Source organism: Halobaculum magnesiiphilum (assembly GCF_019823105.1).
GTDB classification, from domain to species: Archaea; Halobacteriota; Halobacteria; order Halobacteriales; family Haloferacaceae; genus Halobaculum; species Halobaculum magnesiiphilum.
In genome coordinates, this window is sequence record NZ_CP081958.1 from 2,105,607 (window position 1) to 2,130,813 (window position 25,207).

A 25,207-nucleotide genomic window follows, 5' to 3' on the forward strand; every position below is an offset into this window, starting at 1 on the left:
TCCGCCGCGGACACGACCGACGAGGAAGCGGCCGAGGAGGCCGCCGCCGAGAAGGCCGACTCTCACGCCGCGCGGGCGACCGCCGCGGCCGCCGAGGGCGACCACCTCCTCTCGGTCGAGGACGCCGACGCCTACTACGGGCAGAGTCACATCCTCCGCGACCTCTCGATACACGTCGAGGAGGGCGAGGTGTGTGCGCTGCTGGGACGCAACGGCGCGGGCAAGACGACGACGTTGCGGTCGATCGCGGGCGCTCGCCCGCCGGACGTCCGCGACGGCGTGATCCGGTTCAAGGGGTCCGACATCACCGACTACTCGACGGAGGACGTCTCCTCGCTGGGTATCTCGCTGGTGCCGGAGGAACGTCGCGTGTTCCCCAACCTCTCGGTGGAGGAGAACCTCCACCTGTCGGACGTCGCGCGCAACTGGTCGAACACGTTCGGGCGCGAGGTGTCGATGGAGCACGCGGGGATGTCCGACGAGGAGGTGTACGAGGTGTTCCCGCGGCTCGAGGAGCGTCGCTCACAGAAGGCGGGGACGCTCTCGGGCGGCGAACAGCAGATGCTGGCGATCGCCCGGTCGCTGAAGCAGGACACGGACCTGCTGATGCTCGACGAGCCCTACGAGGGGCTCGCCCCGCAGATCATCGAGACGGTCGAGGCGGCGATCGAGCAGATCGCCGACGCCGGGACGACGATCCTGCTCGTCGAGCAGAACGCCGTCGCCGCGATGAACATCGCCGACCGCGCGTACGTGATCGACCAGGGCGAGGTCGTCTTCGCCGGCGACTCCGAGGAGCTCCGGGCCGACGAGCAAACTCGCGAGAAGTACCTGGGTGTCTGAGATGGCGGCCGATCCCACCCCCGGAAACGCGTCCGACCCCCCGGACCCGGAGGCCATGCTCGACCGGCTGATCGAGGTCGGCGCGATCCGCGAGGACGAGGACGGCACGCTCCGGATCTCCGCGGCGCTGGACGACATCATCGACCTGTACGAGCAGAGCTACGGCGACCTCCCCGACCAGGAGTTCACCGAGGCCGTCGCCGACGCGTTCGGCCTCGACTACTCGGAGGCCGTCCGCCGCATCGACGAGGAGGGCGTCACCCGCGAGGAGTTCGTCGCGTACCTCTCGCTTCGCTCGCACTTCGAGGACGAGGACGAGCCGGTGCCGGACCCGCTCGAACGGGCGACGATGGCGTCCATCGTCGTCGACGTGGCGCCGGCGACGCCCGTCCCGCAGGGGATGCGCGAACTCGCGGACGACGAGGTCGAGGCGTTCCTCGACGCCAACGAGCGCGCGGTCGTGTTCGTCTGGCGGCTCCGGTGTGACCCCTGCGAGTCGATGAAGGACGAACTCGCGGAGACGCTCGATCTCCTCCCCGACGACGTGGCGTTCGCCGGCGTCGACGGCGAGGCCACGCCGACCGTTCGCGAGCAGTTCGACGTCGACGTGGCGCCGGCGGTGGTGTGCGTCGCCGACGGCCGGCAGGCGGGGGTCGAGACCGGGTACCAGTCGCCGTCGGCCGTCGCCGAACTGGTGGCCGACGCCTTCGGCGACGACTAACCGGTCGACCGGTTCCCGACGCCTTCACTCGCGTCGCTTTCGCTTACTCTTCTGACGCGCTTTCTCGCGTCGCTTCCGCTCGACTCTCTCACCCGCGTCGACCCACCTCCGGAGCCGTCCCGCCGAACTCGGCCGCTCGGGGGTATGTTTCGTCCCGCGTACTCCGCGTACTCTGTGCCTTACTAAGCAGAACCGGCGTGATATGCCGCTATGTCTCAGATCAGCGATGCGGTCACGTATCCGACCGAACACGACGACTGGGTGAAGACGGTCCTCATCGGCGGGGTCCTCTCGGCGTTCGGGTTCCTGTTGCTCCCCCTGCTCCCGGTGTACGGCTACGTCGTTCGCGTCATCCGGCACTCGCTGGAGGGCGACCCGCGTCCGCCGACGTTCGGCGACTGGGAGGAACTCGTCGTCGACGGCGCGAAGGCGTTCCTCGTCGGGGCGGCCTACATGCTCGTCCCCGCGATCGTGGGTGCGGTGACCGTCGGCGGGTCGATCGTCGCCATCGCGACCGGGACGCGGGGCGGCGCCGCCACGGGCATCGCCGGCCTCGTCGTCGGCGGGCTGCTCACCGCCGTCCTCTCGATCGTCTTCGGCTACGTGGCCGTGGCCGCGGTCGTCGCCTTCGCCGACGAACGGCGCCTCGGCGCGGCGTTCGACCTGGGTATCCTCAAGCCGGTCCTCCTCAGCGGGGCGTACGCGACCGCGTGGGCGTTCTCGCTCGTCGTCTTCCTCGCGGCGAGCGTGCTCGTCGGCGTGTTGAACGGCATCCCCGTCCTCGGGGCGGTCATCGGGGCGTTCGTCTTCTTCTACGCCCAGGTCGTCGCCGCGCGCCTGTGGGCCGACGGGTACGGCGACGCCCGCACGGAGGCCGAGGAAACGAGCCGACCCGAAGTCGGGGGATCGACGGCCTGAGGTCGAGGCCGACGGGTCGTGCCGGTCACTCGGATGCCCGCCCGTCGTGTCGCTCCCGCCCCTCGTTCCGCCCGCGATCGTCGTCCGCGTCGGCCGGTCGGTCGCGGTCGGTCGCGTCGTTCGGGGGGCCGGCGTCCTCACGGGCGGGGCGGTCGCGGCCCGACTCGATCCGTTCGGCGGCGGCGACGCTGCCGGCCGCCAGCGCGATCCCCGCGACCACGTCGGTCGCCCAGTGGATGCCGAGATACATCGTCGAGACGACGATCGACGTCGCGAGCACGAGCGCGACCGGGGTCCACCGCCGCCACGAGCGCTCCCGCCAGGTCACGAGTGCGACCGTCGCCGCCAGCGACGTGTGGAGCGACGGGAAGACGTTGGTGTTCTCGTTCACCTGGCTTGTGAGCAGCTGGGACCGCGGCCAGCTCTCGAACAACAGCGAGTCGACCAGTTCGGGCATGAGGTTCCGGGGGCCGTACGCGACGAACAGGACGTAACAGACCAGGCCGATCCCGTAGTTGAGCCCGTAGGCTATCAGCAGCCTCCGCAGCCCGTCGCCCTCGCCCCGCAGCGCGTACGCGATCGGCGGGAACGTGAGGAGGTACACGTACCCGAACACGTAGACGAACGCGAAGTACGCCGTCAGGGTCGGGGTCGCGTACGACTGGACGGTCGCCACGAACGTGCCCTCCAGCGCGTAGATCGCGCCGGTGACGTTCGCCCCGACCACCCACGACAGCTCGACGCCGATCCGCCGGACGACGCCGTTGAGGGCCAACACCGACAGCAGCACGATCAGCGGACCCCTCGCGTCGAGCACCGTCGACCGGACCGTTCGTGAGGCCCCCACGAGCCGGTCGCGGCCGACGAACACCAGGACCGACGCGAGGTGAAGCCCGCCGACGACCGCGACGACCTCGAGGACGACATCGAGCAGACTCATCGTGGTCAGTCCGTCCGGACGAGGCGCCCGTCGTCGTAGCTGTACCCCGCCGTCTCGAACGCCTCCATCGCGCTCGCGGGATCGACCTCGCCGTCGCTGCCTAAGAACGGCGTCACCGGGTCGACGCCGTCCCACTCGAGCTCCTCGGGCACCCAGTCGGTGCCCGCGAGCGGGGTCACCGACGCCCGCGCGTAACCGTCGAACACGTCGTCGACGAGCGTCGGGCGGTCGATCAGCCGCGCGAGCGTGTGGCGGAACTGCGGGTTGGACAGCGGCGCCCCGAGGGCGTTGTAGCCGACGACGTACGGCGGCGTCCGGCCGTCGACGATCAGGTCGGTGTCGTCCGAGCGTCCGATCTGCGGCACCGTCCCGGCGCCGACGGGCGTGCCGGTCACGTCGGCGTCGCCGTCGGTGACAACGCCGACGGCGCTCACGCCGGATCCGACGACCCGGAGAGCGAACCGGTCGAAGGCGGGCGGGCCGTCGACACCCTCCGGGAGCGTCTCGGGTGCCGCGTCGACGAGGAAGTGGTCGTCGAACCGTTCGAGCGTGAGCGACTCGCGCGGGGTGTTCCCGACGAACCGGAGCGGGCCGCTCCCCACCGGCGGGATGTTGTTCGTCACCAGCGCGTCGGTCACCGATCCGATCTCGATCCCCGCCAACGCGGCCGTGTCGGTCCGCTCGCTCCAGACGTGCTCCGGGAGGACAGGGACCGTGAGCGCGCGCACGGCGATCCCGGGGGTACACTCGACGAACCGGACCTCGACGTGCCGGTCGTCGACCGCGCGAGCCTCCTCGACGAGGCTGATCCGGCCCTGGAACCGCGGCGACGGGACCTCCTCGTCGTCCGGGAGCCCGTCGTCGCCGTCGCCGCCCGATCCGTCTCCGCCGTCGCCGCCCGACCCGTCGCCGCTCGCGTCCTCGTCGCCGTCGGAGCCGAGCGAGGTGTCCGAGAGGAGATCGTAGGTGAACGCCACGTCCTCGGCCGTGATCGGCTCCCCGTCGTGCCACGTCTCGCCCGCACGCAGCCGCACCCGCGCGACCGGCGCCTCCCCGTCGGCGTCGACCTCCCACGACTCGGCGAGCCAGGGCTCGACGGTCCCGTCCTCGGAGACGTAGCCCATGGAGTCGTACAGGAGGCCGGTCAACACGCCGTTGCGCCGGAACTCGACGGCGAGCGGGTTGAGGTTCGACGTGCCGCGTCGGTCGGTCACGGCCACCCGCAGCGTCGACGCCGACCGGTCGCCGTCCGCCGGGGTCGACTCCGTGGCGGTCGTCCGCGGGCCGTCCTCTGATCCGTCCCGGCCCGTCCGTTCGAGCGAGAGATAGCCGTTCGGCGACCGAAGGTCCGCACCCCGCCAGCCGTCGAACCCGTCGGTGCGCGCGGCGCGGATGTCGTCGGGGAACGCGACGACGGTGAACGGCTGGGTTCGCGCGATCGCATGCTGCAGCCGTGCGATCGCCTCCTCGCGCTCGCGGCCGGTCGTCCGGCGCTGTGTCTCCAGGAGCTCGTTGGCGTCGAGGTCGCTGTACCCGAACGGGTTCTGCCAGCCGGGCGTCTCGACGAACCGGGAGTGCAACAGCGAGTAGAGGCTGTCCGGTCGCTCGAACCGCGTCGGCGTCTGCGCGACGAACAGGTCGAACTCCCGGTTCAACAGGACCTGTCTGAACAGCTCCTGTTCGGACACCGGCGTGACCTGTGCGTCGATCCCGGCCGCGCGGTACCACTCGACGACCTGTCGTCCCACGCGGAGGGCGTACGGGTCCTCGTCGGCCGGGGCGGCCTTGATGTCGAGCGTCACCTGGCTCCGCGGCTCCCACCCCGACATCGTGCGGATCCGTCCGACGCAGCCGCTCGCGGCGACGGCCGCGCCGCTCGCGAGTGTCGCGAGCGCACGCCGGCGCGAGGGTCCGGACGACGGACGGGGGTCCATTTCCTGCGTACTTTGGGCACCTGGTTGAATATGCCTTTGGAGTTTCCCGGTTCGAGGAACGGGCGGACGCCCGACCCCTCGGGGGAAGTCGCCCTGCGCCATGGTGGATCTTTTGTGCGGGCGAGGCGGAGCGTGGGACATGCCCCCGGGACCGTCGACGCCGTCACCCCGCCTCCTCCTCGTCGCGGTCGTCCTCGTCGCCTCCGCCACGCTCGCCGTTGGCTACGTCGAGGCCCAGCGCGCGAGCGAGGACGTCACCGGCGACCCGGCCGTCGAGCAGGCGTTGCGCACCGGAGATGACGCCGCGGTCGTCGGGGAACGCGACGACATCACCGTCGTCGCGACCGACTCGAACGCGTTCGTCGCCGACGAGAACGACGGTCCGCGCGCGCGGGCCGAACTGGTCGCGTTCGCCCCCGACGGGAGCATCTACTACAACCAGAACGAGCACACCCGATACTGGGACGTCGACCCCGTCGAGGGAACCGACGCGACCGTCGAGTTCGTGTACGCCGACCACCTCGACGCCGACGAGTGCGGCGGGAGCGTCTGCACGCGCAACGGCGTCGAGCGCGTCAACCTCACCACCGGCGAGTCGACGGACGTGTTCAGCCGGATCACGCCCGGGAAACACTCCACCCGCTGGCACGACGCCGACCGGATCGACGACGAACGCCTGCTCGTGGCCGACATCCACCGCGACCGCGCGTTCGTCGTGAACACGACGACCGGGCTGACCGAGTGGGAGTGGGACGCCCAGTCCGACTTCGATCCCACCGCAAGCGGCGGGCCGTTCCCCGAGGACTGGACTCACATCAACGACGTGGAGTACGTCGAGATCGACGGTCGCGAGACGGTCATGGTGAGCGTCCGCAACCACGACCAGGTCGTGTTCGTCGACATGGAACGGGGCCTGCGAGAGGACTGGACGCTCGGCAGCGACGGCGACCACGACACCCTCTACGAGCAGCACAACCCCGACTATATCCCGCCAGAGGAGGGCGGCCCCGCTCTCCTCGTGGCCGACTCCGAGAACGGCCGCGTGGTCGAGTACCAGCGCGAGGACGGCGAGTGGGAGCGCTCGTGGACCTGGAGCGACGACCGCGTGCAGTGGCCCCGCGACGCCGACCGCCTGCCGAACGGCCACACGCTGATAACCGACTCCAACGGCGACCGCGTCGTCGAGGTCGACGCCGACGGGGAGGTCGTCTGGTCGGCCGACATCGGCTTCCCCTACGAGTCCGAGCGCCTCGGCACCGGCGACGAGAGCGCGGGCGGGGAGTCGGCCGCGTCGCTGGGGCTAGAGTCGCGGACGTTCGACCCCGCGGAGGGCTCCGCACTCGACCGGGTCGCCGCCGCGGCACCGCCGACGATCGTCAACGCCATCGCGTACGTCCGTCCGCGCTGGGTCGGGCTCACAGAGGGCGCGGCGGTCCTCGCGCTGCTCGTGTCGCTTCCCGCGCTCGCGTGGACCGAGTACAGACGCCGCGGCGTCTCCGCGTCGCTGCGGTGGCCCGTCCGGTTCGAGCGAAAATGACGGGGGAACGCGACCTCGACGACGCGCTCGACGCGCTCCCGGTCGACGCCCGCGACCGGCCGTGGCTGGCGCTGTCGCTGGTGCCCGCCTGCGTCGCCGTCGCGGTCTACCTCGCGACGAATCCGTCCCCCGCCTACGGCGCCGGCCTCTACGCCCAGATCGCCGCCGAGATCGCGGCCAACGGCTACCTGCCGCCGGCGACGATCCCCGGCTACACCGCCGATGGCGTCCCGTTCGCGTACCCGCCGCTGCAGTTCTACGCCTACGCGGTCCTGCTGGATCTCGGCGCCGACCCGGTCGCGGTCGCCCGTTTCCTCCCCAGCGTCGCGGTCGTGGCCGTCGCCGTCCCCGTCTACCTGCTCGGGCGCGACATCGCCGGGTCGCGGGCGGGCGGCGCCGCGGCGGCGACGCTCGTCGCCGTGAACCCGCAGATCCTGGAGTGGCACGTCTCCGCCGGCGGCGTCGTCCGCGCGTTCGCGTTCCTGTACGCGATGTCGTCGATCTACGCCGGCTACCGCGCGTACATCACGGGATCGCGACGGGGGCTCGTCGCCGGCGCGGTCCTGTTCGGGCTGACCGCGCTGTCGCACCCGACGTACGCGCTGTTCGTCGTCGCGAGCTACGTCGTCCTGTGGGCGACGCTCGACCGGTCGCCGGCGGGACTGCTCCGCGGGCTGGCCGTCGGGCTCGGCGGCACCGCGGTCGCCTCGCCGTGGCTGGCGTGGGCGGTCGCCACCCACGGCCCCGGCGTGTTCGGCGCCGCCGCGGGCACCCACGGGGGCGTCGGCGGCGGCGCGGCCCTGTTGGCCGGCGAGCTGTCGCCGTTCACGCTGGTGCCCCTCGCGGCGGCCGCGTACCTCCTCGCGCGCGGCGACCGGCTGCTCCCGGCGTGGGTCGTCGTCGCCGAGCTGTTGTTCAAACAGCCGCGCTTCGCCTACACGGTCGGCGCGGTCGCGCTCGCGACCGTCGCCGTCGACCTCGCCGGCCGGGTGCCCGACGAGGGGATCGCGGGCGCGACCGACCGCCTCACACACCTCGATCCGTCGTCCCCGGTGCCGTCCGCGTCCGGCCGGCCGGACGCCCGCGCCGTGCTCGCGGCGCTCGCGATCCTCGTCGCGACGGCGGTCGGCGGTGCCGCCCTCGGCTACGAGATGACGCTCGCGAGCGACCCCTCCACCCCGGAGTTCGTCGACGGCGACGACCGCGAGGCGATGGCGTGGATCGCCGGCGAGACGCCCCCCGACGCGACGTTCGTCGTCGTCGGCGACGCCGCCGAGTGGCTCCCCGCGCTGACGGGCCGGACGCTGCTCGTCGGGCCGTGGGGGGTGGAGTGGCGCGAGCCCGGCGAGTACGAGCGACAGTTCGAGGCGTTCGAGACTTTGTCGGCGTGTCACAGCGCGGAGTGCGTCGAGTCGGCCGCCGCGACCGTCGGCGCCGACCCGGGGTACGTCTACCTCCCGAAGGGGCGATACACCGTCCGCGGGGAGTCGAGGGTCACCTTCGGCACGCTGAACCGCTCGTTCGCGCACGCCGACGGCTGGACGCACGTCTACGAGAACGACGGCGTCGTCGTCTACCGCTCGACGGGGACGACGGAGGAGTGAGGCTCGCGGCGGCTACCCGGCCCCGTCGGCGGTCCGGTCGGCTCCGCCGCTCACACGTAGCCCGAGAGCGGTCCCGCGAGCGCGAGCAGCCACGCGAGCGCGCCCGCCCCGGCGATCCGTCGGTCGCCGCGGGCGATGCCGAGCGCGAACAGCCCGAGCGCACAACACAGCGCGAACCGGTGCAGCGCCAGCCGGACCGGCACCTCCCGGACGCCGACGCCGAGGAGATCGAGGACGACGCCGGTCCCGAGCCCGCCGCCCGCGACCGCCGCCGTCCGTTCGGGCGGGCGGTCGCTCGCGAGCCACACCACGAGCGCCGGCGGCCCGAAGGCGATCACCGGGTACAGCCCGGCGGCGAAGATCCGCGGGTCGGCCGCGGGGACGGCGCTCTCGACGGCCAACCCTAGCGACCGGACGCCGAGCAACACGCCCGCGAGCGCGACCGGGAGGGCGACGTCGGCGGGCGACCAGCGGCCGCCGAGCCAGTCGCGCCTGTGGCCGACGGCGACGGCGCCGACGAGCGCGAGCGGGGCGGCGAACTCGATGGTCGTCGTCCACCCGTCGCTTCCGCCGCCGTGGTAGCCGTGGTACTCGCGGGCGACGCGGTCGACGAACGGCTCGTCGCGGAGGTCGCGCTCGATGAACTGGGCCCCGGGTCGGATCCCGGTCACGGTGTGACGCAGCCGGAACCAGTCCCAGTACTCGGCGTGCGCCTGGATCGCGTTCCAGTCGCTCCCTGGAGCCGGATACACCCGGATATGGATCCGGCGGCCGAGGTACGCGCCGGTCCCGAGTTGGTACTCCGCGCGGACCCACGTCCCCGCGGCGTTCCGGTCGGGCGCGACGTACGTGTACCGCGCGGCGCCGCGCGCCGGTCGCCACGGCGAGGCGCCGATCCCGACGGCGTCGTCGTCCCCTACCGCCCCGGCGTCGTCGCCCCCTACCGCCCCGGCGTCGTCGCCCTCGACCTCGGTCCAGTTCCCGTCCGAGCGGTCGACGAGCGCCGTCCTGAGCTCCTCGGGATCGGCCCGGACGACGACGTTGATCGCGAGCGTCCGGCCCTCGATCGACCGCGTGCGGCTGGTGTACGGCCAGAGGTGGCTCCCGGTCTCCTCGGGAGAATACAGGCGCTCGGGAGCCGGGTTCTCGCCCGTCCCGGGCGTCGACGGGTCGACCGCGACGCTGGCCAACAGCGCGAGCAGGACGACGCCGACGAGCGCGATCAGCCTGATCCGCATCCCACGGCAGTCGCTACCGTGTGCAGGAGTATACGTGTACGGGCCGGCAGCGACCCTCGCCGACCGCGATCGGTCTCGGAGGTCGCCCCGCGACCGTTCGAAAAAGTCGATCCGCGACGGAACCGGGGATCGGCCCTCGGCCGTGCAGCGACGTTACTCGTCGTCGACGACGCCGGTGACCATCACCGGGCGGCCGCCGTTGAGAATGACCGTCTGGGTCACCGAGCCGAACAGCGCCTTCCCCGCCGGCGAGCGCTTGCGGCCGCCGACGACGATGAGGTCCGCGTCCGCCTCCTCGCCGACCTCGATGATCGCGTCGGCGGGGTCGCCGCTGGACTCGGTCACGTCGACCGTGATGCCGGCCTCCTCCAGCAGTTCCTGGGCCTCGCGGACCGACGCGACCTGCGTCGCGGAGGCGCCGCTGGGGTTGTCCTGGAAGACGTGCACGATGGTGACCTCGGTGTCGCTCCCGTCGCCCGGGAGGTTCACGATCTCCTTGGCGGCGGCGCGCGCGTGTTCCTCGTCCTCGTCGACGCCGAGTACTACGTGGTACATACGGCGAACCACTCCCGCACGGGGATTAGTCCTTTCGCCGCCGGCGACGCTGCGCCCCCCGAAACTCGCTGTCGCCCGGGTGCCCCCCGACTCATTCGTCGATCGCGTTCGGGTCGTCGATCCGCCGTGAGACGTACACCACCAGCGCGAGCGGGATCCCCAGCACCGTCGCGATCGTGACCGCGCCGTAGACCCCGAACCCCAGCGGGGTCGCCGGCAGCGGGATCACCGCATACAGCGCGGGCGCGCTCAGGTCGTCGACGAACGTGGCGACGAGCACCCCGGCGGTCCCGCCGACGGCCGTGAGGAGCAGGTACAGCGCGATGACCACGCGTCGGCCGCCGAACCGCCTGTCCCCGCTCCGGTCGCTCCCGTCCGCGTCGGCTCGCGACGCGCTCACTGTAACACGAGGATCAGGCCGGTCGCGAACATGAGCAGGGCGATGCCGCCGAGCACGAGTCCGAGGAGGTCCTTGTCGCTCATACCCCCGCTCGGGGCCGCGCGAACAAAAGCCCGGCCGTCCGCGACGGCACGGCCGCGCGGCTCGTCGTGAACGGAACCGCGAAGAATTCCGAAAACCCCGAAAACCCCAAAAACCGCAGAACTGACGCGTTACTCGGCCGTGTCGTCGTTGCCGTCGATCTCCTGACCGCCGTCCGTCTCGACTTCCTCCCCACCGTCAGTGGCGGCGATCGAGGTCTCGCGCTTGGCCTCGAACCAGTCCCACTCGGCGGTGTTCAGGTTCGTCTCCTCGAGGCGCCACGGGTCGCCCGACTGGACGTGCGGCCCCTCCATCCACGAGACGACGATGTTGTACACCCAGATGATGCCGCCCACGAACAACAGGAACGCCCCGAGCGAGGCGATCTGGTGCAGCGTCGCGAACTGCGGGAGGTACGTCGCGTACCGGCGCGGCATGCCGCCGTAGCCGAGCAGCACCATCGCGAAGAACGTGATGTTGGTGCCGATCATCCACAGCCAGAAGTGCGCCTTCGCGAGGCGGCGCTGGTACCACCGGCCGGTGACGAGCGGGAACCAGTAGTAGATGCCCGCCATCCCGGCGAAGGTGATGGCACCCATCACGATGTAGTGGAAGTGCCCGACGACGTAGTAGGTGTCGTGGAGCACGAGGTCGACGGGGATGGAGGCGAGGAACACGCCGGTGACGCCGCCGATGATGAAGTTGCTCACGAAGCCGATACAGAACAGCATCGGCGTCGTGAGCCGGAGCTTCCCGTTCCACATCGTCGTGATCCAGTTGAACGTCTTCACCGCGGATGGTATCGCGATAGCCAACGAGACTGCCATGAACGAGGCGCGCAGGCGGGGGTCGATGCCGGTCGCGAACATGTGGTGGGCCCACACGCCGAAGGAGAGCACGCCGATCGCGAGCGTGGAGTAGACGACGAACTTGAAGCCGAACAGCTTCCGGCCGGAGAACCGCGGGAGCACGTAGCTGACGATGCCCATCGGCGGAAGCACGAGGATGTAGACTTCGGGGTGGCCGAAGAACCAGAACAGGTGTTGCCAGAGGATGGGGCCGCCGCCGTCGACGGCGAAGAACGTCGTCGCGAAGTTGCGGTCGAGCAGCAGCATGACCAGCGCCGAACCCAGCAGCGGGAACGCGAACAGGATGAGCCCCGACTGGGTGAGGATGGTCCACGAGAAGATGTCGAGGTTGGCCCAGGTGACCTCCTCGGCGCGCTCGGTGAAGATGGTCGCGATGAAGTTGATCGCCCCCATCGTCGCCGAGACGCCGGTGAGGTGCAGGCCGAGCAGCATCAGGTCGACCCCGACGTTCATCTGGTTGCCGTTGCCGACGCCCGCCGACAGCGGCGTGTACATCGTCCAGGCGGTCTGGGCGGGGATGACGTCCGGGATGGGGAAGAAGCCCGCCCAGATGAGCAGCGCGCCCGGCGGCAGCAGCCAGAACGCGATGGCGTTGATGCGCGGGAACGCCATGTCGTCGGCGCCGATGACCAGCGGGATGAGGTAGTTCGAGAACGCCGCGATGATCGGCGTCCCGAACAGGAACAGCATCGTGATCCCGTGGCTGGTGAGCAGGGAGTTGTAGAACGTCGCCGAGCCGAGCACCGCCGTGTCCGGGGTGGTGAGCTCCGCGCGCATCAGCATCACCATCAGCCCGCCGACGACGAACGCGACCGTCGCGTACGCGCCGTACAGTAGCCCGATGTCCTTGTGATCGACCGTCGTGAACCAGCGGATGAGTCCGGCGGGCTTCTCGGCGTGCCCGTGTCCGGTCTCACCGACAGCGCCGCCGCCGGCGCCCAGGGGCGAGTACGACCGCCAGTCCTCGACCCGCGCGAGGAAGGCCGCCACGCCCAGGAGGAACGCCCCCATGAGCACCGTCAGCAGTAGTTGGCCGGTAGTCTCCATGGGCACGCCTCAGCGGCGAATACACAAGAAAGATTCGGGTCGCGCCCGGCCGCGGGCCGTCGGTTCTGGGGTCGTTCGGAGGTCGGAACCGCCGATCCTACTCGTCGCCGTCAGCGTCGCCGTCGGCCTCGTCGTCCGGCTCGGCCTCGCCGGTCGCCTCGGCCTCGATCTCTGCCTCCACCTCGTGTTTGGTCTTGGCGTCCTCCATCGTCGCCTGGCCCTGGAAGAACACCTCCGAGCGCTTCTCGTCGCCCGCGATCGCCTTCCCCGAGACGTACGTCAGGATGGCGAGCGCGACGAACGGGAACGCCAGCAGCCCCATCTGGAGCACGCGGCCGTAGAAATCCAGTCCGCCGAACGGGTCGATGAGGACGAACGCAGCGACGAAAAACAGGATGATGCCCAGCGGGATGACGTTGACCGTCAGATCCAGCAGGGTGTCCCTGTCGAAGATCTCTGCCATGCGCGGAACGTACACCGTCGCGACCTAATACCTTGCCCATTTCGGCGGTCGGGGGTCGCCGGTCGTCGTCGCCCGAGCGTTCACTAGACGCCATTACGACGCGCGAACGGCATCGGGACCCGAACTCGTTCGCCCACGAGCCCGGGCGTGTTCAGATACCGATGTCGGCGTCGCGCGCGAACAGGTCGCCGCCGACTCCGGCGACGAGCATCAACACGCCGGTGCCGATCATCGAGTACGCGCGGATCAGCAGGTCCGAGGCGGTCGCGCCGTCGGCGTACCACAGCGCCAGCCCCCCGGCGACGACGGGCACCGACAGCACGGCGAGTCCCCGCCACGTCGAGGACACGTACTCGTTCTCGCGGAGGATCCCGGCGATCGACCCGCAAAACAGGAACAGCCCACCCACGGCCAGCGGGACCAGCCCGAACAGGATCCCGATCTCGGCGATCGGGAGCCCGAGCGCGACGAACAGCGGCCACGGGCTGACCATCCGGTACTCCTCGCTCACCCCCGGATTCTCGTCCATGCCCCCATCGAGGGGCCTGCTCGTCCAAAGCCTGTCGGTCGCGCTCGGCGGCGACGCGCCCCGCTCAGGGGATCGTGACGCCGTGGCGGGCGAGGAACTCCGACACGGCCTTGATCTCGACGGGACTGCCGATGATCCGGCACTGTTCGCCCGTCGTGAACACCGAGACGGTGAACTCCGACTCGAGCGTCGACCGGATCCCGTCCAGCTCCCGCTTCGGGAGAACGATCTGCGTGCTGTCTCGGAGGCGGGAGGGATCCGGCATGCCGTCCTTGAAACCGCATGAGCCACGCCGAGGTATAGTGGTATCGAAGTCCGAAGCACGGGAGCGACAGGCACGCACGGACGGATACAGTCGACCGGGGCAATGGGATACCGCTGCTCGACGGCCACGCGGACCCCGCGATGCCGTGACTCCGCCGGAACGTCCACGGGAGATGGCCCGTCCCGTCGAAGGGAAGCGTTTAGGCGCGCGGACGGCCCACCGGCTAGTGATGGGACTCGAGGACGAGATCGAGGAACTCCGCGAGGAGATCGCCGAAACCCCGTACAACAAGTCCACGGAGGCCCACATCGGTCGGCTGAAGGCGAAACTCGCCGAGAAGAAGGAGAAGCTGGAGAACCAGTCCTCCGCCGGCGGCGGCCAGGGGTACGCCGTCGAGAAGACCGGCGACGCGACGGTCGCGCTCGTCGGCTTCCCCTCGGTCGGCAAGTCCACGCTGATCAACGCGCTCACCAACGCCGACAGCGAGATCGGCGAGTACGAGTTCACCACGCTGAACGTCAACCCGGGAATGCTGAAGTACCGCGGCGCGAACATCCAGATCCTCGACGTGCCGGGGCTGATCGAGGGCGCCGCCGGCGGCCGCGGCGGCGGCAAGGAGGTGCTGTCGGTCGTGCGGACCGCGGACCTCGTGGTGTTCATGCTCTCGGTGTTCGAGATCGACCAGTACGAGCGCCTCCGTCACGAACTGTACGAGAACAAGGTCCGCCTCGACACCGAGCCGCCGAACATCTCCGTTCGCAAGACCCACAAGGACGGCATCCAGGTGACGATGCGCGACGACGTCTCCCTCGACGAGGAGACGGTGAAGGACGTCCTCCGCGCGCACGGCTTCGTCAACGCCGACGTGACCATCCCGCACGACCTCACGATCGACGAGCTCATCGACGGCGTGATGGACAACCGCGAGTACCTCCCCTCCATCGTCGCCGTGAACAAGGCGGACCTCATCGACGAGGACTACCTCCCCACGGTCAACGAGGACCTCCGCGAGCACGGCATCGATCCCGACGACGCGATCTTCATCTCCGCCGAGGAGGAGAAGGGGCTCGACGTCCTGAAGGAGCGTATCTTCGACGCGCTCGGGCTCATCCGGATCTACATGGACAAGCCGGGCCGCGGCGTCGACTACGACGAGCCGCTCGTGCTCCGCGAGGGCGACACCGTCGGCGACGCCTGCGCGAAGCTCGGCGGCAGCTTCGACGAGCGCTTCAAGTTCGCGCGCGTCTCGGGCCCCTCCGCGAAACACGACGAACAGCAGGTCGGCCAGGGGCACGAACTCGCCGACGAGGACGTGCTCCGGATCGTCGCCAGGAAGTAGCGTGGTCGGCGTGTGGGCGCGCCTCCCGCGGGCGACTCCCCGGCGGGTGCTGGCCGCCGTCCTGCTGTGCGGGCTCGTTCCGTGGTCGGTGCAGCTGTTCTCCGCGAGCACCATCCCGTTCCTCCGGTTCGTCTGGGGCGGGCTCTCGTTCACGCCCGTGATCTACGCGCGAACGCTCCCCGAGTACCTCGCGCTGTCGGGGTCGCCGCTGCTGGTCCCGTGGGTCGTCGCCGCCGCGTGTTGGCTCCTCGCGGTCGCCTCCGCGTCGCTGGCGCTCGTCGACCGCGAGGACCCGCGGGTCACCGCCGGGCTGCTCGTACTCGCGGGCGCGGTGAACGCCTCCGTCGCCCTCCGGTTCGGGATACAGCCGTCGCGGACCGGCTACCCCGTCGGGACGCTCGCGCTGTGGGCGGTCGCGGCGTGGCGCTACCGCGCGTGGACGCGGCAGTAACGTGCCGTCCGCTCAGCTCTCGCCGCGGCTCACGAGATGCTCACTTCGAACGGTGTGACGTGCGTGAGCAGGAAGTCCGTCTCGGCGAGTGCCCGCCGCGCCGGATCGTCGAGGTCGGAGATGTCCGCCTCGACGGGGTCGAGATTCGACGCCCAGTCCCCGAGCAGGTCGTCGACGACGCGAGCGGCCGCCGAGGGGAGCGGGTCGAGGTGCAGGGTCGGCGCGTCGGTCGCGGATCCGTCGGCCGCCGCCTCCTCGGTCGGTGTCACGGTCCCGACGTACCACACCGTCGTCGAGAAGAACGCGGCGTCGGTCTGTTGGCGCTCGCGACCGCGGTACACCGTGCCGTCGTAGCGGACGTAGCCGCCGACGAACTCTGTGCGCGCCCACGTCCCCAGCGGTGTGTGCGGCTCGACGGTCGCCCGGCCGCCCTCGATGGCCTCGACCGCCAGCGACCGGCGCTCGTCCGAGAGGTCGTCCACCGCGACGATGTCGGCGTCCGCCGGCGGGTCCTCCACCGCCGTCGCGCCGAGGAGCCATTCGTACAGGAGCCCGCCGTCGATGTCGAGCGCGTATGCGCCGTCGTCGACCTCGTCGCCGACGAGTCGAACCGTCCGCTCGCCCGGCAAGAACGGCGGCTTTCCGGTCAACACGGTCGCGCCCGTCGCTCGAACCGGCCCGTCGGTCGCGGCGCCGCGTTCGAGGAACTCCGCGAGCGGACGCGGATGGACGCTGACGGGGCTGTCGGTCGGAAGGTCGTCGGCGTTGGCGAGGCGGAGGGTGTCACCGTCGGGGGCGCCGCCCTCCGGGTCGGCGTTCGGGTCCGATTCTGTCGCGTCGGCCGCGTCGGTCGCCGAACCCCCCGGCGAGTCGGTCGGAGCGTCCCCGAGACAGCCCGCGGCGGCGGCCGCACCGAGGGTCGCGAGGAGGGATCTGCGTCGCGTGGAGACCATATCACGGGTTTCTCGGATCCGGTGGAATGTGCTTTGTGGGCACGCCGGGTGCGACCGGCTCACGGCCCCGACGGGTCGTCGTCGCCCGCGACGCGCCGAACGTTCTCGTGGTACCGATCCTGGCGCCACACGTCCCAGATCAGGTCGGTGAGGACGTGGACGTACAGCACCACTGCCGTCGCCAGCGCGGCCGCGGTCGCGGTCACGCCGAGGCCGGCGACCGCGAGCGCGTTGCCGACGGCCCACGCCGCGGCCACGGCGACCGGGGCGAGCACCGCGTGACTGAGGAGCCGGTGTAACGGCCACAGGTCGCCCGGGTCGAACAGCTCCGACTGGTCGAGAAGGGCGGCGCGGGGATCCGTGATGGCTCGGCGCGCGTTCGCCCAGTCGCCGCGGACGAGCCGCGCCATCGCGAAGTGATCGAGGTCGATCGCGACGCCGACGGCGGTGAGCAGCGCCCACGCGCCGGCCGCGGCCGCAGGTGTCGCGCCCAGCGGTAGCCAGAGGACCAGTCCGGCCGCGACGACCGCGGAGATCGCCGCGTGGTGTCGGGAGTACACGGTCGATGGGGACGCATCGGGACCACAAAACAACCGGGTTCCGCCGGTCCGGGTATCCGGGGCCGGCTACGTCTCGCCGTTCGGGAGGGAGGACAGGTCGTAGAGGTAGGCGTCGCTCGCGTCGTCGAACACGGGCGCGCCGACGAGCGCGGCGTCGCCGGCGAGGGCCACGTCGGCCCCGAACTCGGCGTCCGGGTCGACGTCGGCGGCGAGGCGGACGGGGTCGGACCAGTCGTCGCCACGGACGGCGTACGCCCGGCCCCCCTCGACGGCGTCGGGCGCTGCCACGACGGCGGTTCCGTCCGCCGTCGCGACCACGTCCCCGAACCCGCCCTCGGCGTCGCCGCCCGGCGCGGGAAGTCTGGTTTGTTGTGTCCACTCGCGTCCCTCCCGCTCGTAGACGACCGCGCTCCCGTCGCCGTCGCCGGGGGCGCCGACGACGGCCCGATCCCCGTCGAGGGCGACCGACTGACCGACGTGTTCTCCCCCGTCGAACTCCGCGGGCGACAGCGCCGCACGCCGGTTCCACTCGCCGTCCGTGAACTCGTACGCGTAGACCGCCCCGGTCGTCCGGTCGTCATCGGGGTCCGCGTACGGGGCGCCGACGAGGAGAACGTCGCCGTCGACGGCGACGGCGGTCCCGAACAGGTCGGACGCGTCGGTCCCGAGCGACGCCTCGCGACGCCACTCCCCGTCGGCGATCGCGAACACCTCGACGCCGCCGGTCCACGGCACCATCGTGGTGGGCCTGTGCACGTCGCCGACGACGATCCGCGAGCCGTCGAACGCGACCGACCGACCGAACTCGTCGGTGTCGTCGTCGCCGGCGGACCCGAACCGTCGCTGCTGAACCCACTCGCCGTCGTTGCGCTCGAAGAGGTACACCGCCCCGCCGTTCGGGTCCGGCCCCGCGGACGGCCCGCCGATCACCGCCCTCGTGTCGACCATCGCGGCGGAGACGCCGTGGCCGCCGAACCCCTCGTCGTCCGTCCCCGCGGGCGACAGCAACGTCGGTTCCTCCCACCCGTCGGCCGCGTCGAACGCGTAGGCGCCGTGCCCCTCGGCGACGACGATCGCCGCCGCCTCCGAGAGCGCGACGGCGCGGCCGAACCCGTCGACGCCCGCCCCGAGCTCGCGTTCGGAGGCCACGCCGGCGGTCGGCGTCGCTGGCGTGTTCGGCGTCGACGTCGCCGTCGCGCTCCGCGGTTCGGGGGTCCGCGTCGCGGTCAGCGTCGCGGTCGGTGTCGCCGTCGCGGTCGGCGTCGCGTCGGTAGCCGTTGGCTCCGCCGACCGTCCGTCCGTCGGTTCCGCGGGATCGCCGTCGTCGGTCAACCCGGCGCACCCGGCGAGTGCGCCGACGGTCGACACGGCGACAGCTCGGAGGAGGACTCGTCTGGGGACCATCTCGTTCGCGGCTGTCCGTCCACAACTATGACCTTTGGGGGCAGACGATCGCCACACATCCGAAAATCGATCCCGATATTCAGCGCCGAAGCGTTATGGCCGCGGCCCCGGCTTCCTCGGATCGATGGACTCCGACGCGCTCGTGTGTTTCCAACAGACTCGTCGCGGCACCGGCGAGCGATGGTACAAGGTGTACCGCGTCGGCGTCGACTCCCACGACGGCTTCGCCGACCGCATGGGGGAGTACGTCCGCCGGACGCACTTCGACGGCCCGGTCACGGCGCCCCACTGGTTCGACACCGCCGACGGTCCCACGATGAAGTGCCGGCTCGCGGAGCTGGGAGAGAAGCTCGTTCCGTTCTCGACGACCGACGTGTTCGTCGTCACGCACAGGGGGGTCCGCCCGCTGCTCGCCGTGCCGATGGCGATCGAGATCGTGCCGGTGCTCGCCGAGGGGATCCGTACCCGCGAGTACGACGCGAGCGATTGCGACACGGGTGGCGACGCCGACGATAGCACCGCCGCCGGCGACGGGCCGACGCTGGCTCCGGGGCCGGACGCGACGCCGACGCGCGTCGTCGACGCCGACGCGTTCGACCCGCCGCTGTCGGGGAAGGCGGCATCCGGCGGCCGGATCGAGTGGTTCCACCTGTTCGCGCTGCGGGCCGCCTACCGGCTGGCGGTCGGTCCGCGAACCGGCGTCGTGGAGATGGACGGCGACCACCCGACGATGCGCGTCCGCGACGGCGACGGGGTGTTGTGTCTGGATCTGCTCGACACCGGCGCGCTGAAGCGTATCGACCGCGATCTGCTGTTTCTCGACTACGCGCCCGACGAGGACGAGGACCGGTCGCTGGACGAGGCGCTCACGCTCGCGTTGCGCGACACGGCGCGACTGCGGTGGCGGTACGCGAGCCACCTCTGGCACGTACGCCACGGCGAGACGGACCGACGGTTCGCCTCTATCGCGCGCAACAAGACCGAGCCGACCTACGCCGACGAGCGGGCGGCGACCCGCGGGGAGTTCCTCGAGGCGCTGTGTGCGGAGTACGGCTCGTCGCTGACGCCGTTTTCGGGCGGCGTCGCGGGCGCCGCGCTCCGGTGGGAGACGGGCACGCGGGCGGACACCTTCTCGCTGAACGAGGAGCCGTCGTTCACCCACGACTCGGCCGCCGAGGTCATGGGCCGGGTCGACCCGAGCTACGTCCCGGAGAAACGGAAGAAGCGGTTCTGACCGAACGGACGGGGACTCGATTCTCGCCCCGCTTCCGATCCGCGCACCGCTTTCGCTTCCCCGTTCGGTACGCTTTTCGACGGCGCGGCCGGTGTTTCGAACATGGCGTACACGCTCGACCACGTGATGATGCGGATCGAGGACGAGGAGGAGTCGCTCGACTGGTACACCGAGCATCTCGACTACGAGATCAAGGGTGAGATGGAGGGCGGCGACTTCACGAACTACTACCTCGGGCCCGAGGACGTGCACGACGAGGGCGCGCTCCTGGAGCTCACCTACAACCACGGCGACCACACCTACGAGCTGGGCGACGCGTGGGGCCACATCGCCGTCCGCGTCGAGGACGTCGAGGAGGCGTACTACGAGCTGATGGACGAGGGCGTCGAGGACTACCGCCCGCCCGAGGAGAACCCCGGCTACGCGTTCGTCAAGGACCCCGACGGCCACGAGATCGAGATCGTCGAGCGCGACCACGGCGCCCGCTGGTCGATCGACCACACGATGATCCGCGTCGAGGACGCCACCGAGGCGCTCGGCTACTGGACCAGGACGTTCGAATACGAACACACCGGCCGCTGGGAGGCCGACTCCTTCGCGAACTACTTCATGAAGCCCGAGGGGGCGGCCGAGGAGGCGATGGCGATGGAGCTCACGTACAACTACGACGGCCGCGAGTACACGATGGGCGACGCGTGGGGTCACGTGTGCGTGCGCGCGGACGACCTCGAAGACGACTGGGAGACCCTGATGACGCGGGAGTCGGCCGACTACCGCGACCCCGAGTCGTGCGACTACACCTACGCGTTCACGACGGACCCCGACGGCCACGAGATCGAGCTGCTGGAGCGGTAACGAGTTCGACCATCGGTGATTCCGGGAGTACGAACGCGGACGATTCAGCCGCTACGGTTCCGCCGACTCGTCCGTCCCGTTCGACTCCGTTGACCCGTCGGTTCCTTTCGACTTCTCTGCGGGATTCTCGCCCGATCGGACGACCTCCACGTCGTCGCCGAGACGGATATCCCGGTCTCGCACGCCGACCGTGAGCGAGCCGGCGCCGCTATTCGTGGGAGGCGGCGCCGATCGAAACTGACCGCAACGGTCGCCCGTGTCGCCGCCGGCACCGTTTCAGTCCGTTACATGTCTCGTGGCTGCCGGAAACGGACCGGGACCGTCGCTCGGTATTAAGCGTGGATCTATCCTGTCGGTATCCGGGATGGGACTGCTACCGGACCTGGGGAGAGACCGGATCGATCACTACGAGTGCAGGCACTGTGGGTTGAACGTCGACGAGCGGGCCAGCGCGTGCCCGGTCTGCGGTCGCCCGATCGCACACTACGCGATCGAGAGGACATCGTGAGAACGCGATCCACTCGGGACGTTCACGGCCGCTGTCGCGAAAGGCTTCCCTACCGTTCGTTCTCGTGCCACTAAGCACCGTATAACTATCCGCCCGTCGCCTCTCCGCTCCGAGGAATGGAGCGAGCCCCCGCCGAGTCGCATCTTCACGTTCTCAGTAGAGCTACAGGGGCGCTCTCGACGGTATGACCCGGACACGAGTTGTCCCGGTGCTGATCGCCGTGGTGGCGATCGCCGCGCTGGGCGTCACGGCGACCTCCCTGGAGAGCACGCTGACGACGGATCCCGACGAGGAGATCAACCCGGATTGGGATCGCCTGCCGATCGGCGAGGGCGACGCGGCCAGCATCAAACAGGAGATAGCCGACGGCGACGGGGAGCGCGAAGCTGACCGAGCGGCGGCGGACGCAGACGGTGAGGGGGCTGAAGACATGGGAGAGGGGGACGATACGATCGAGGAGTCGAGCGCAGGTGATGGACCGGCGGAGTCGTCGAACGCCGCGGCCGACCAGTCGAACGCCGAACCCGACGACGGCGACGCGGGACTCGATTCGGCGACGGCTCCCGTGGCCGGCGAGGTGTCGCTCCTCGACCGCCTGCTGGCCCTACTCGCGACAGTACTGCGACTCCTCTGGCCACTCGTCGCGCTGCTCGCGGTCGGAGCGATCTGCTATCGCTACCGCGGGAAGCTTCTCGGACTCTTCGGCGGCGGATCGGGGGCGGGGTCGACGAGCGAGTCCGCTTCCGAGGTCGAGGCGTGGCCCGGGGCCACCCCGTCGAACGTCGTCGATCGGGCGTGGGTAACGTTGGTGCAGCGGGTGAACCCCGACCGGCCGGAAACGATCACGACCGCCGAGTGCGCGAGGCTCGCTCGCGAGCGAAACCTGGACACCGGCGCCGTCGAGTCGATCGCGACGGCGTTCGAACGCGTCCACTACGGCGGCGCCTCCGTCGCCGAGGAGGAAGATCGCGCCAGAGAGGGGCTCCGGCGACTCGCCGGGTCGGACGGCGCGGACGGTGAGAACGGATGACCGACCGCGGGGTCGACGACGGGACCGAACGCGCCGACGGGCGTCGGTGGCGAGTCCTCGCCGTACGCCTGATCCGTGGCGTGCTCCTCCTGGCGGGACTCGCGGTGTCGGGTGTCGGCGTCGCCGTCGTGTTCGATCCCGAGGCGGAACGACTGATCCCGGTCGAGGCGGCGATCACGACGCTCGGAAGCGACTACGTGGTCGTCGCGGTCGTCGGGCTGCTGGCAGTCGGACTCTCGGTGCTCGTCGTCGCCGCTCGCGCCGTTCGGGGCGTCGACGAGGCGGATCCACCCCTTGTCGAGGCGGTGCAGTCGGCCACCTACCCCGGCGAGCGACTGGATCGGTCCACCGGGGGGTCCGAGCACCGCCGAGCCGGGGATCCCCCGAGCGACGACCGCCGCGAGCGACTCAGCGAAGCTGCGGTTCGCGCGACGATGCGTGCGGACGGCTGCTCGCGGAGCGTCGCCGAACGACGGGTCGCCGAGGGGAGTTGGACGACCGATCCCGTTGCGGTCCGCTCGCTGTCCGACGCTCGCGACGGCGGTGGATGGGGATGGAGGGGCCGCAACGGGAGTCTGGACGCGCAGGCGGTCCGGCGAACCGTCGACGCGATCGTCCGGTTGACCGACGAGAGGGGCACAGACCGCGAAGACGAGCGTGATTCTGGGGTGAGTGAGTAGCCCCGTGACCGGGCCCTTCGGGACGTTCAGCCGACCGTTCGCCTCTTCCCGTTCCGCTCCGAGCATCGACGCCGAGCGGACGAACGGGGCCGAGGACGGAGCCGGCGAGAACGGACAAGTCGCGAACGGCCGGACCGCGGGTGGGCAAGCCGCGGGCAGGCAGATCTCGGACGGCCGAGCAACGGAGGAGCGGACGCCGACGGTTCGGTCGACCGGTCGGTGGCGTGGCATCGTGGCCGTCGCGCTGCTCGCGGTGGCCGTCGGCGTCCTGGCGAAGCGACCCTCGCTCCTGCTGGTCGGGGCTGTCGGCGTCGCCTTCGCCGCCTACCCGCTCGTCACGGCGCCCCCCGATCCCGACCTCTCGGTGAGCCGTGTCGTCGACCCCGAGTCGCCGGCGGACGGAGACGCCGTCCACGTGCGGACGACGGTTCGCAACGAGGGGGACGGGACGCTGTTCGATCTCCGCGTCGTCGACGGGACGCCGGCGATGCTCTCAGTTTGCGGGGGATCCCCCCGCTGTGCGACGATGCTCCGGCCGGGCGAGGAGGTGACCGTCGAGTACCGGGTGCGCGCCCGGCCGGGTCGCCACCGGTTCCAGCCGACGACGCTGCTGTGTCGCGACGCCGGCGGATCGGTCGAAGTCGAGACCGCAGTCGCCGCCGAGACGACGATCGAGTGTTCGGCCCGGGTCCCCACGGCCCCGTTGCGCGCCCGGAGCCGCCCGCGGAGCGGTCCGCTCGTCACCGACGAGGCGGGCGAGGGGATCGAGTTCCACTCCGTCACGGAGTACGAACGGGGTGACCCCGCGAGACGCATCGACTGGCGGCGGTTCGCGCGGACGGGCGAGCTCACGTCGGTGGCGTTCCGAACCGAGCGGCTCGCGGACGTGGTGATCTGCGTGGACGCACGACCCGAAGCCTACCGCGCGAGCGACTCGTCCGAACCCCACGCGGTCGCACACGCCGTGGACGCCGCCGGACGCCTCGGCGACGTGCTCTTGGACGCGAATCACCGGGTGGGCCTGGCGGCGTTTGGCCGGGCGAGTTGTCTGCTCGCTCCCGGGAACGGCGTCGATCACGCCGACCGGTTCCGTCGATACCTGGCGTCGGATCCGGCGTTCTCACTGACCCCACCGCCGTCGGTCCGCGCGAGGCGAACGCAGCCCGGCACGGACGCCGGCGACCCGCGGGCGACCGACGGCGTCATCCTGGACCGCCAGCTCTCCGAACTTCGCGCACACGTCGGGACGAACACTCAGGTGATCCTGTTGACCCCGCTGTGTGACGACGAGGCCCATCGAATCGCCCAGCGCATCGAGAGCGACGGCCCCGCGGTGACCGTCGTCAGCCCCGATGTCACGACCGGACGAACCCCCGGCGGCCGGCTCGCCCGGCTGGAGCGCGATCACCGCCTGACGACGCTCCGGAACGCCGGCATCCCCGCCGTCGACTGGGACCCGGACGAGCCGCTGGGGGCGGCGCTGGCGACCGTCGAACGGGGGATCCGGTGACGGCCGCCACGTCGCCAGCGGACCGATTCCTCCGGCATCCGACCGTCGTGAGCGGCGTCATCGCCGTCGCCGTCGGCGCCGTCGCGGTGGGATTGATCGCCGAGACGGCGCTCCAGCGGCGGATCCTGCTGGCGGCGCTCGTCGGCGTGGCCTCCTTCGGCCTCGGCGGCCGGCTGTGGCACCGGGGCCGCGGTGTCGCCGGCGTCGGCTTGGCGGCGTGCGGGTGCCTGGTCGTCGTCGCCGCGGCGGGCTACGCCGTCACGGAACCCCCACGGATCACTCAACGGCTCGAACTGCTGCCCGGGATACTGGGGCTGTGGGTGCTCGCCGCGGCGCTCGTGCCGATGCGGTTCCGCCGGAGTCGGCTCCTTGTCGATGTCGGGTCCGGACTGTTGTTCGTCGCGGTGCTCACGAGCGGCGTCGTCCGCGGGGCGTCCACGACGGCGCTCGTGGTCGCGGCGGGGGCGACGATCCTCGCGTGGGACGCCGCCGAGAACGCCGTGTCGCTCGGGGGGCAGATCGGTTCCCACCCTGAGACGGCCACCGTCCGGGCGGAACTCGCACACGTGCTGCTCAGCGGCGGGCTCGCCGTCGCCGCCGTCGTGGCCGTCCTCGGGGTGACCCGTCTCGGCGTCGACAGCCTCCCGCTCGCGGCCCTCGTCGCACTGCTCGTCGCCGCCGTCGCGTTGCTGCTGGCCTCCCACCGGTGACCGTCGTCTCCGGTTTCGCGTCGGTGGAT

Annotated in this window: 25 protein-coding genes; 13 read left to right on the forward strand and 12 right to left on the reverse strand. The window is 71.0% G+C overall.

Going from position 1 to position 25,207, the window contains the following annotated elements; all coding sequences use genetic code 11:
• Positions 1-150 precede the first annotated feature (150 nt).
• The 3 genes from K6T50_RS10670 to K6T50_RS10680 all read left to right on the forward strand — a co-directional run bounded on the left by K6T50_RS10670 (position 151) and on the right by K6T50_RS10680 (position 2,482).
• The gene (locus tag K6T50_RS10670) at positions 151-843 is read left to right on the forward strand and encodes an ABC transporter ATP-binding protein (RefSeq protein WP_225935417.1); all 693 of its coding nucleotides are present in this window, start codon (positions 151-153) and stop codon (positions 841-843) included.
• 1 nt (position 844) lies between these two features.
• The gene (locus K6T50_RS10675; protein ID WP_222606584.1) at positions 845-1,564 is read left to right on the forward strand and encodes a thioredoxin family protein; all 720 of its coding nucleotides are present in this window, start codon (positions 845-847) and stop codon (positions 1,562-1,564) included.
• Positions 1,565-1,774: 210 nt separating this feature from the next.
• On the forward strand, positions 1,775-2,482 hold the full coding sequence (locus K6T50_RS10680; protein ID WP_222606585.1) for a DUF4013 domain-containing protein: 708 nt from the start codon (positions 1,775-1,777) through the stop codon (positions 2,480-2,482).
• Between the two features lie 25 nt (positions 2,483-2,507).
• On the opposite strand, the gene K6T50_RS10685 is transcribed toward K6T50_RS10680, so the two are convergent.
• Positions 2,508-3,422, reverse strand: coding sequence for a phosphatase PAP2 family protein (locus K6T50_RS10685; protein ID WP_222606586.1), 915 nt, complete (start codon positions 3,420-3,422; stop codon positions 2,508-2,510).
• A gap of 5 nt (positions 3,423-3,427) precedes the next feature.
• Positions 3,428-5,356: an ABC transporter substrate-binding protein gene (locus tag K6T50_RS10690; protein WP_222606587.1), complete on the reverse strand. Its 1,929-nt coding sequence runs from the start codon at positions 5,354-5,356 to the stop codon at positions 3,428-3,430.
• A gap of 139 nt (positions 5,357-5,495) precedes the next feature.
• Between K6T50_RS10690 and K6T50_RS10695 the strand changes: the two genes are divergently transcribed.
• Positions 5,496-6,893: an aryl-sulfate sulfotransferase gene (locus K6T50_RS10695; protein ID WP_222606588.1), complete on the forward strand. Its 1,398-nt coding sequence runs from the start codon at positions 5,496-5,498 to the stop codon at positions 6,891-6,893.
• Positions 6,890-8,497, forward strand: a complete 1,608-nt coding sequence (locus K6T50_RS10700) for a glycosyltransferase family 39 protein (RefSeq protein ID WP_222606589.1) — start codon at positions 6,890-6,892, stop codon at positions 8,495-8,497. The genes K6T50_RS10695 and K6T50_RS10700 overlap by 4 nt, the downstream gene beginning before the upstream one ends.
• 50 nt (positions 8,498-8,547) lie before the next feature.
• Here K6T50_RS10700 and K6T50_RS10705 read toward each other — a convergent pair whose 3' ends face one another.
• The 7 genes from K6T50_RS10705 to K6T50_RS10735 all read right to left on the reverse strand — a co-directional run bounded on the left by K6T50_RS10705 (position 8,548) and on the right by K6T50_RS10735 (position 13,944).
• Positions 8,548-9,735: a hypothetical protein gene (locus tag K6T50_RS10705; protein ID WP_222606590.1), complete on the reverse strand. Its 1,188-nt coding sequence runs from the start codon at positions 9,733-9,735 to the stop codon at positions 8,548-8,550.
• A gap of 153 nt (positions 9,736-9,888) precedes the next feature.
• On the reverse strand, positions 9,889-10,290 hold the full coding sequence (locus K6T50_RS10710) for a universal stress protein (protein WP_222606591.1): 402 nt from the start codon (positions 10,288-10,290) through the stop codon (positions 9,889-9,891).
• A gap of 91 nt (positions 10,291-10,381) precedes the next feature.
• Positions 10,382-10,690: a DUF7520 family protein gene (locus tag K6T50_RS10715; protein WP_222606592.1), complete on the reverse strand. Its 309-nt coding sequence runs from the start codon at positions 10,688-10,690 to the stop codon at positions 10,382-10,384.
• A 212-nt stretch (positions 10,691-10,902) separates the two neighbouring features.
• Positions 10,903-12,651 (reverse strand): cbb3-type cytochrome c oxidase subunit I, encoded by a 1,749-nt coding sequence (locus K6T50_RS10720; RefSeq protein WP_222608894.1) that lies wholly within the window; start codon positions 12,649-12,651, stop codon positions 10,903-10,905.
• Between the two features lie 133 nt (positions 12,652-12,784).
• Positions 12,785-13,150 (reverse strand): DUF6684 family protein, encoded by a 366-nt coding sequence (locus tag K6T50_RS10725; protein ID WP_222606593.1) that lies wholly within the window; start codon positions 13,148-13,150, stop codon positions 12,785-12,787.
• 151 nt (positions 13,151-13,301) lie between these two features.
• On the reverse strand, positions 13,302-13,679 hold the full coding sequence (locus tag K6T50_RS10730) for a DUF7541 family protein (RefSeq protein ID WP_222606594.1): 378 nt from the start codon (positions 13,677-13,679) through the stop codon (positions 13,302-13,304).
• 64 nt (positions 13,680-13,743) lie between these two features.
• Positions 13,744-13,944, reverse strand: a complete 201-nt coding sequence (locus tag K6T50_RS10735) for a VNG_1110C family protein (protein ID WP_222606595.1) — start codon at positions 13,942-13,944, stop codon at positions 13,744-13,746.
• 229 nt (positions 13,945-14,173) lie between these two features.
• Between K6T50_RS10735 and K6T50_RS10740 the strand changes: the two genes are divergently transcribed.
• Both K6T50_RS10740 and K6T50_RS10745 read left to right on the forward strand, forming a co-directional pair.
• The gene (locus K6T50_RS10740; protein ID WP_222606596.1) at positions 14,174-15,283 is read left to right on the forward strand and encodes an OBG GTPase family GTP-binding protein; all 1,110 of its coding nucleotides are present in this window, start codon (positions 14,174-14,176) and stop codon (positions 15,281-15,283) included.
• 1 nt (position 15,284) lies between these two features.
• On the forward strand, positions 15,285-15,734 hold the full coding sequence (locus K6T50_RS10745; RefSeq protein ID WP_222606597.1) for a TIGR04206 family protein: 450 nt from the start codon (positions 15,285-15,287) through the stop codon (positions 15,732-15,734).
• Positions 15,735-15,763: 29 nt separating this feature from the next.
• On the opposite strand, the gene K6T50_RS10750 is transcribed toward K6T50_RS10745, so the two are convergent.
• The 3 genes from K6T50_RS10750 to K6T50_RS10760 form a co-directional block, all read right to left on the reverse strand.
• Complete coding sequence (locus tag K6T50_RS10750; RefSeq protein ID WP_222606598.1) at positions 15,764-16,687, reverse strand: DUF7979 domain-containing protein; 924 nt, start codon at positions 16,685-16,687, stop codon at positions 15,764-15,766.
• 59 nt (positions 16,688-16,746) lie between these two features.
• Complete coding sequence (locus K6T50_RS10755) at positions 16,747-17,247, reverse strand: hypothetical protein (RefSeq protein WP_222606599.1); 501 nt, start codon at positions 17,245-17,247, stop codon at positions 16,747-16,749.
• Between the two features lie 66 nt (positions 17,248-17,313).
• Entirely contained in the window at positions 17,314-18,651 is a 1,338-nt protein-coding gene (locus K6T50_RS10760; protein WP_222606600.1) for a Kelch repeat-containing protein, read from the reverse strand.
• A gap of 124 nt (positions 18,652-18,775) precedes the next feature.
• Here K6T50_RS10760 and K6T50_RS10765 point away from each other — a divergent pair, with 124 nt between their 5' ends.
• The 6 genes from K6T50_RS10765 to K6T50_RS10790 all read left to right on the forward strand — a co-directional run bounded on the left by K6T50_RS10765 (position 18,776) and on the right by K6T50_RS10790 (position 25,178).
• Positions 18,776-19,885: a hypothetical protein gene (locus K6T50_RS10765; RefSeq protein WP_222606601.1), complete on the forward strand. Its 1,110-nt coding sequence runs from the start codon at positions 18,776-18,778 to the stop codon at positions 19,883-19,885.
• A gap of 102 nt (positions 19,886-19,987) precedes the next feature.
• Positions 19,988-20,740 (forward strand): VOC family protein, encoded by a 753-nt coding sequence (locus K6T50_RS10770; RefSeq protein WP_222606602.1) that lies wholly within the window; start codon positions 19,988-19,990, stop codon positions 20,738-20,740.
• A 692-nt stretch (positions 20,741-21,432) separates the two neighbouring features.
• A complete protein-coding gene (locus K6T50_RS10775) occupies positions 21,433-22,278 on the forward strand; it encodes a DUF4129 domain-containing protein (RefSeq protein WP_222606603.1) in 846 nt (281 codons plus the stop codon).
• On the forward strand, positions 22,275-22,958 hold the full coding sequence (locus K6T50_RS10780; RefSeq protein ID WP_222606604.1) for a DUF7269 family protein: 684 nt from the start codon (positions 22,275-22,277) through the stop codon (positions 22,956-22,958). The genes K6T50_RS10775 and K6T50_RS10780 overlap by 4 nt, the downstream gene beginning before the upstream one ends.
• 4 nt (positions 22,959-22,962) lie before the next feature.
• Positions 22,963-24,468: a DUF58 domain-containing protein gene (locus K6T50_RS10785; protein WP_225935305.1), complete on the forward strand. Its 1,506-nt coding sequence runs from the start codon at positions 22,963-22,965 to the stop codon at positions 24,466-24,468.
• Positions 24,465-25,178, forward strand: a complete 714-nt coding sequence (locus tag K6T50_RS10790) for a DUF7519 family protein (RefSeq protein ID WP_222606605.1) — start codon at positions 24,465-24,467, stop codon at positions 25,176-25,178. The genes K6T50_RS10785 and K6T50_RS10790 overlap by 4 nt, the downstream gene beginning before the upstream one ends.
• The last annotated feature ends 29 nt before the right edge of the window (positions 25,179-25,207 follow it).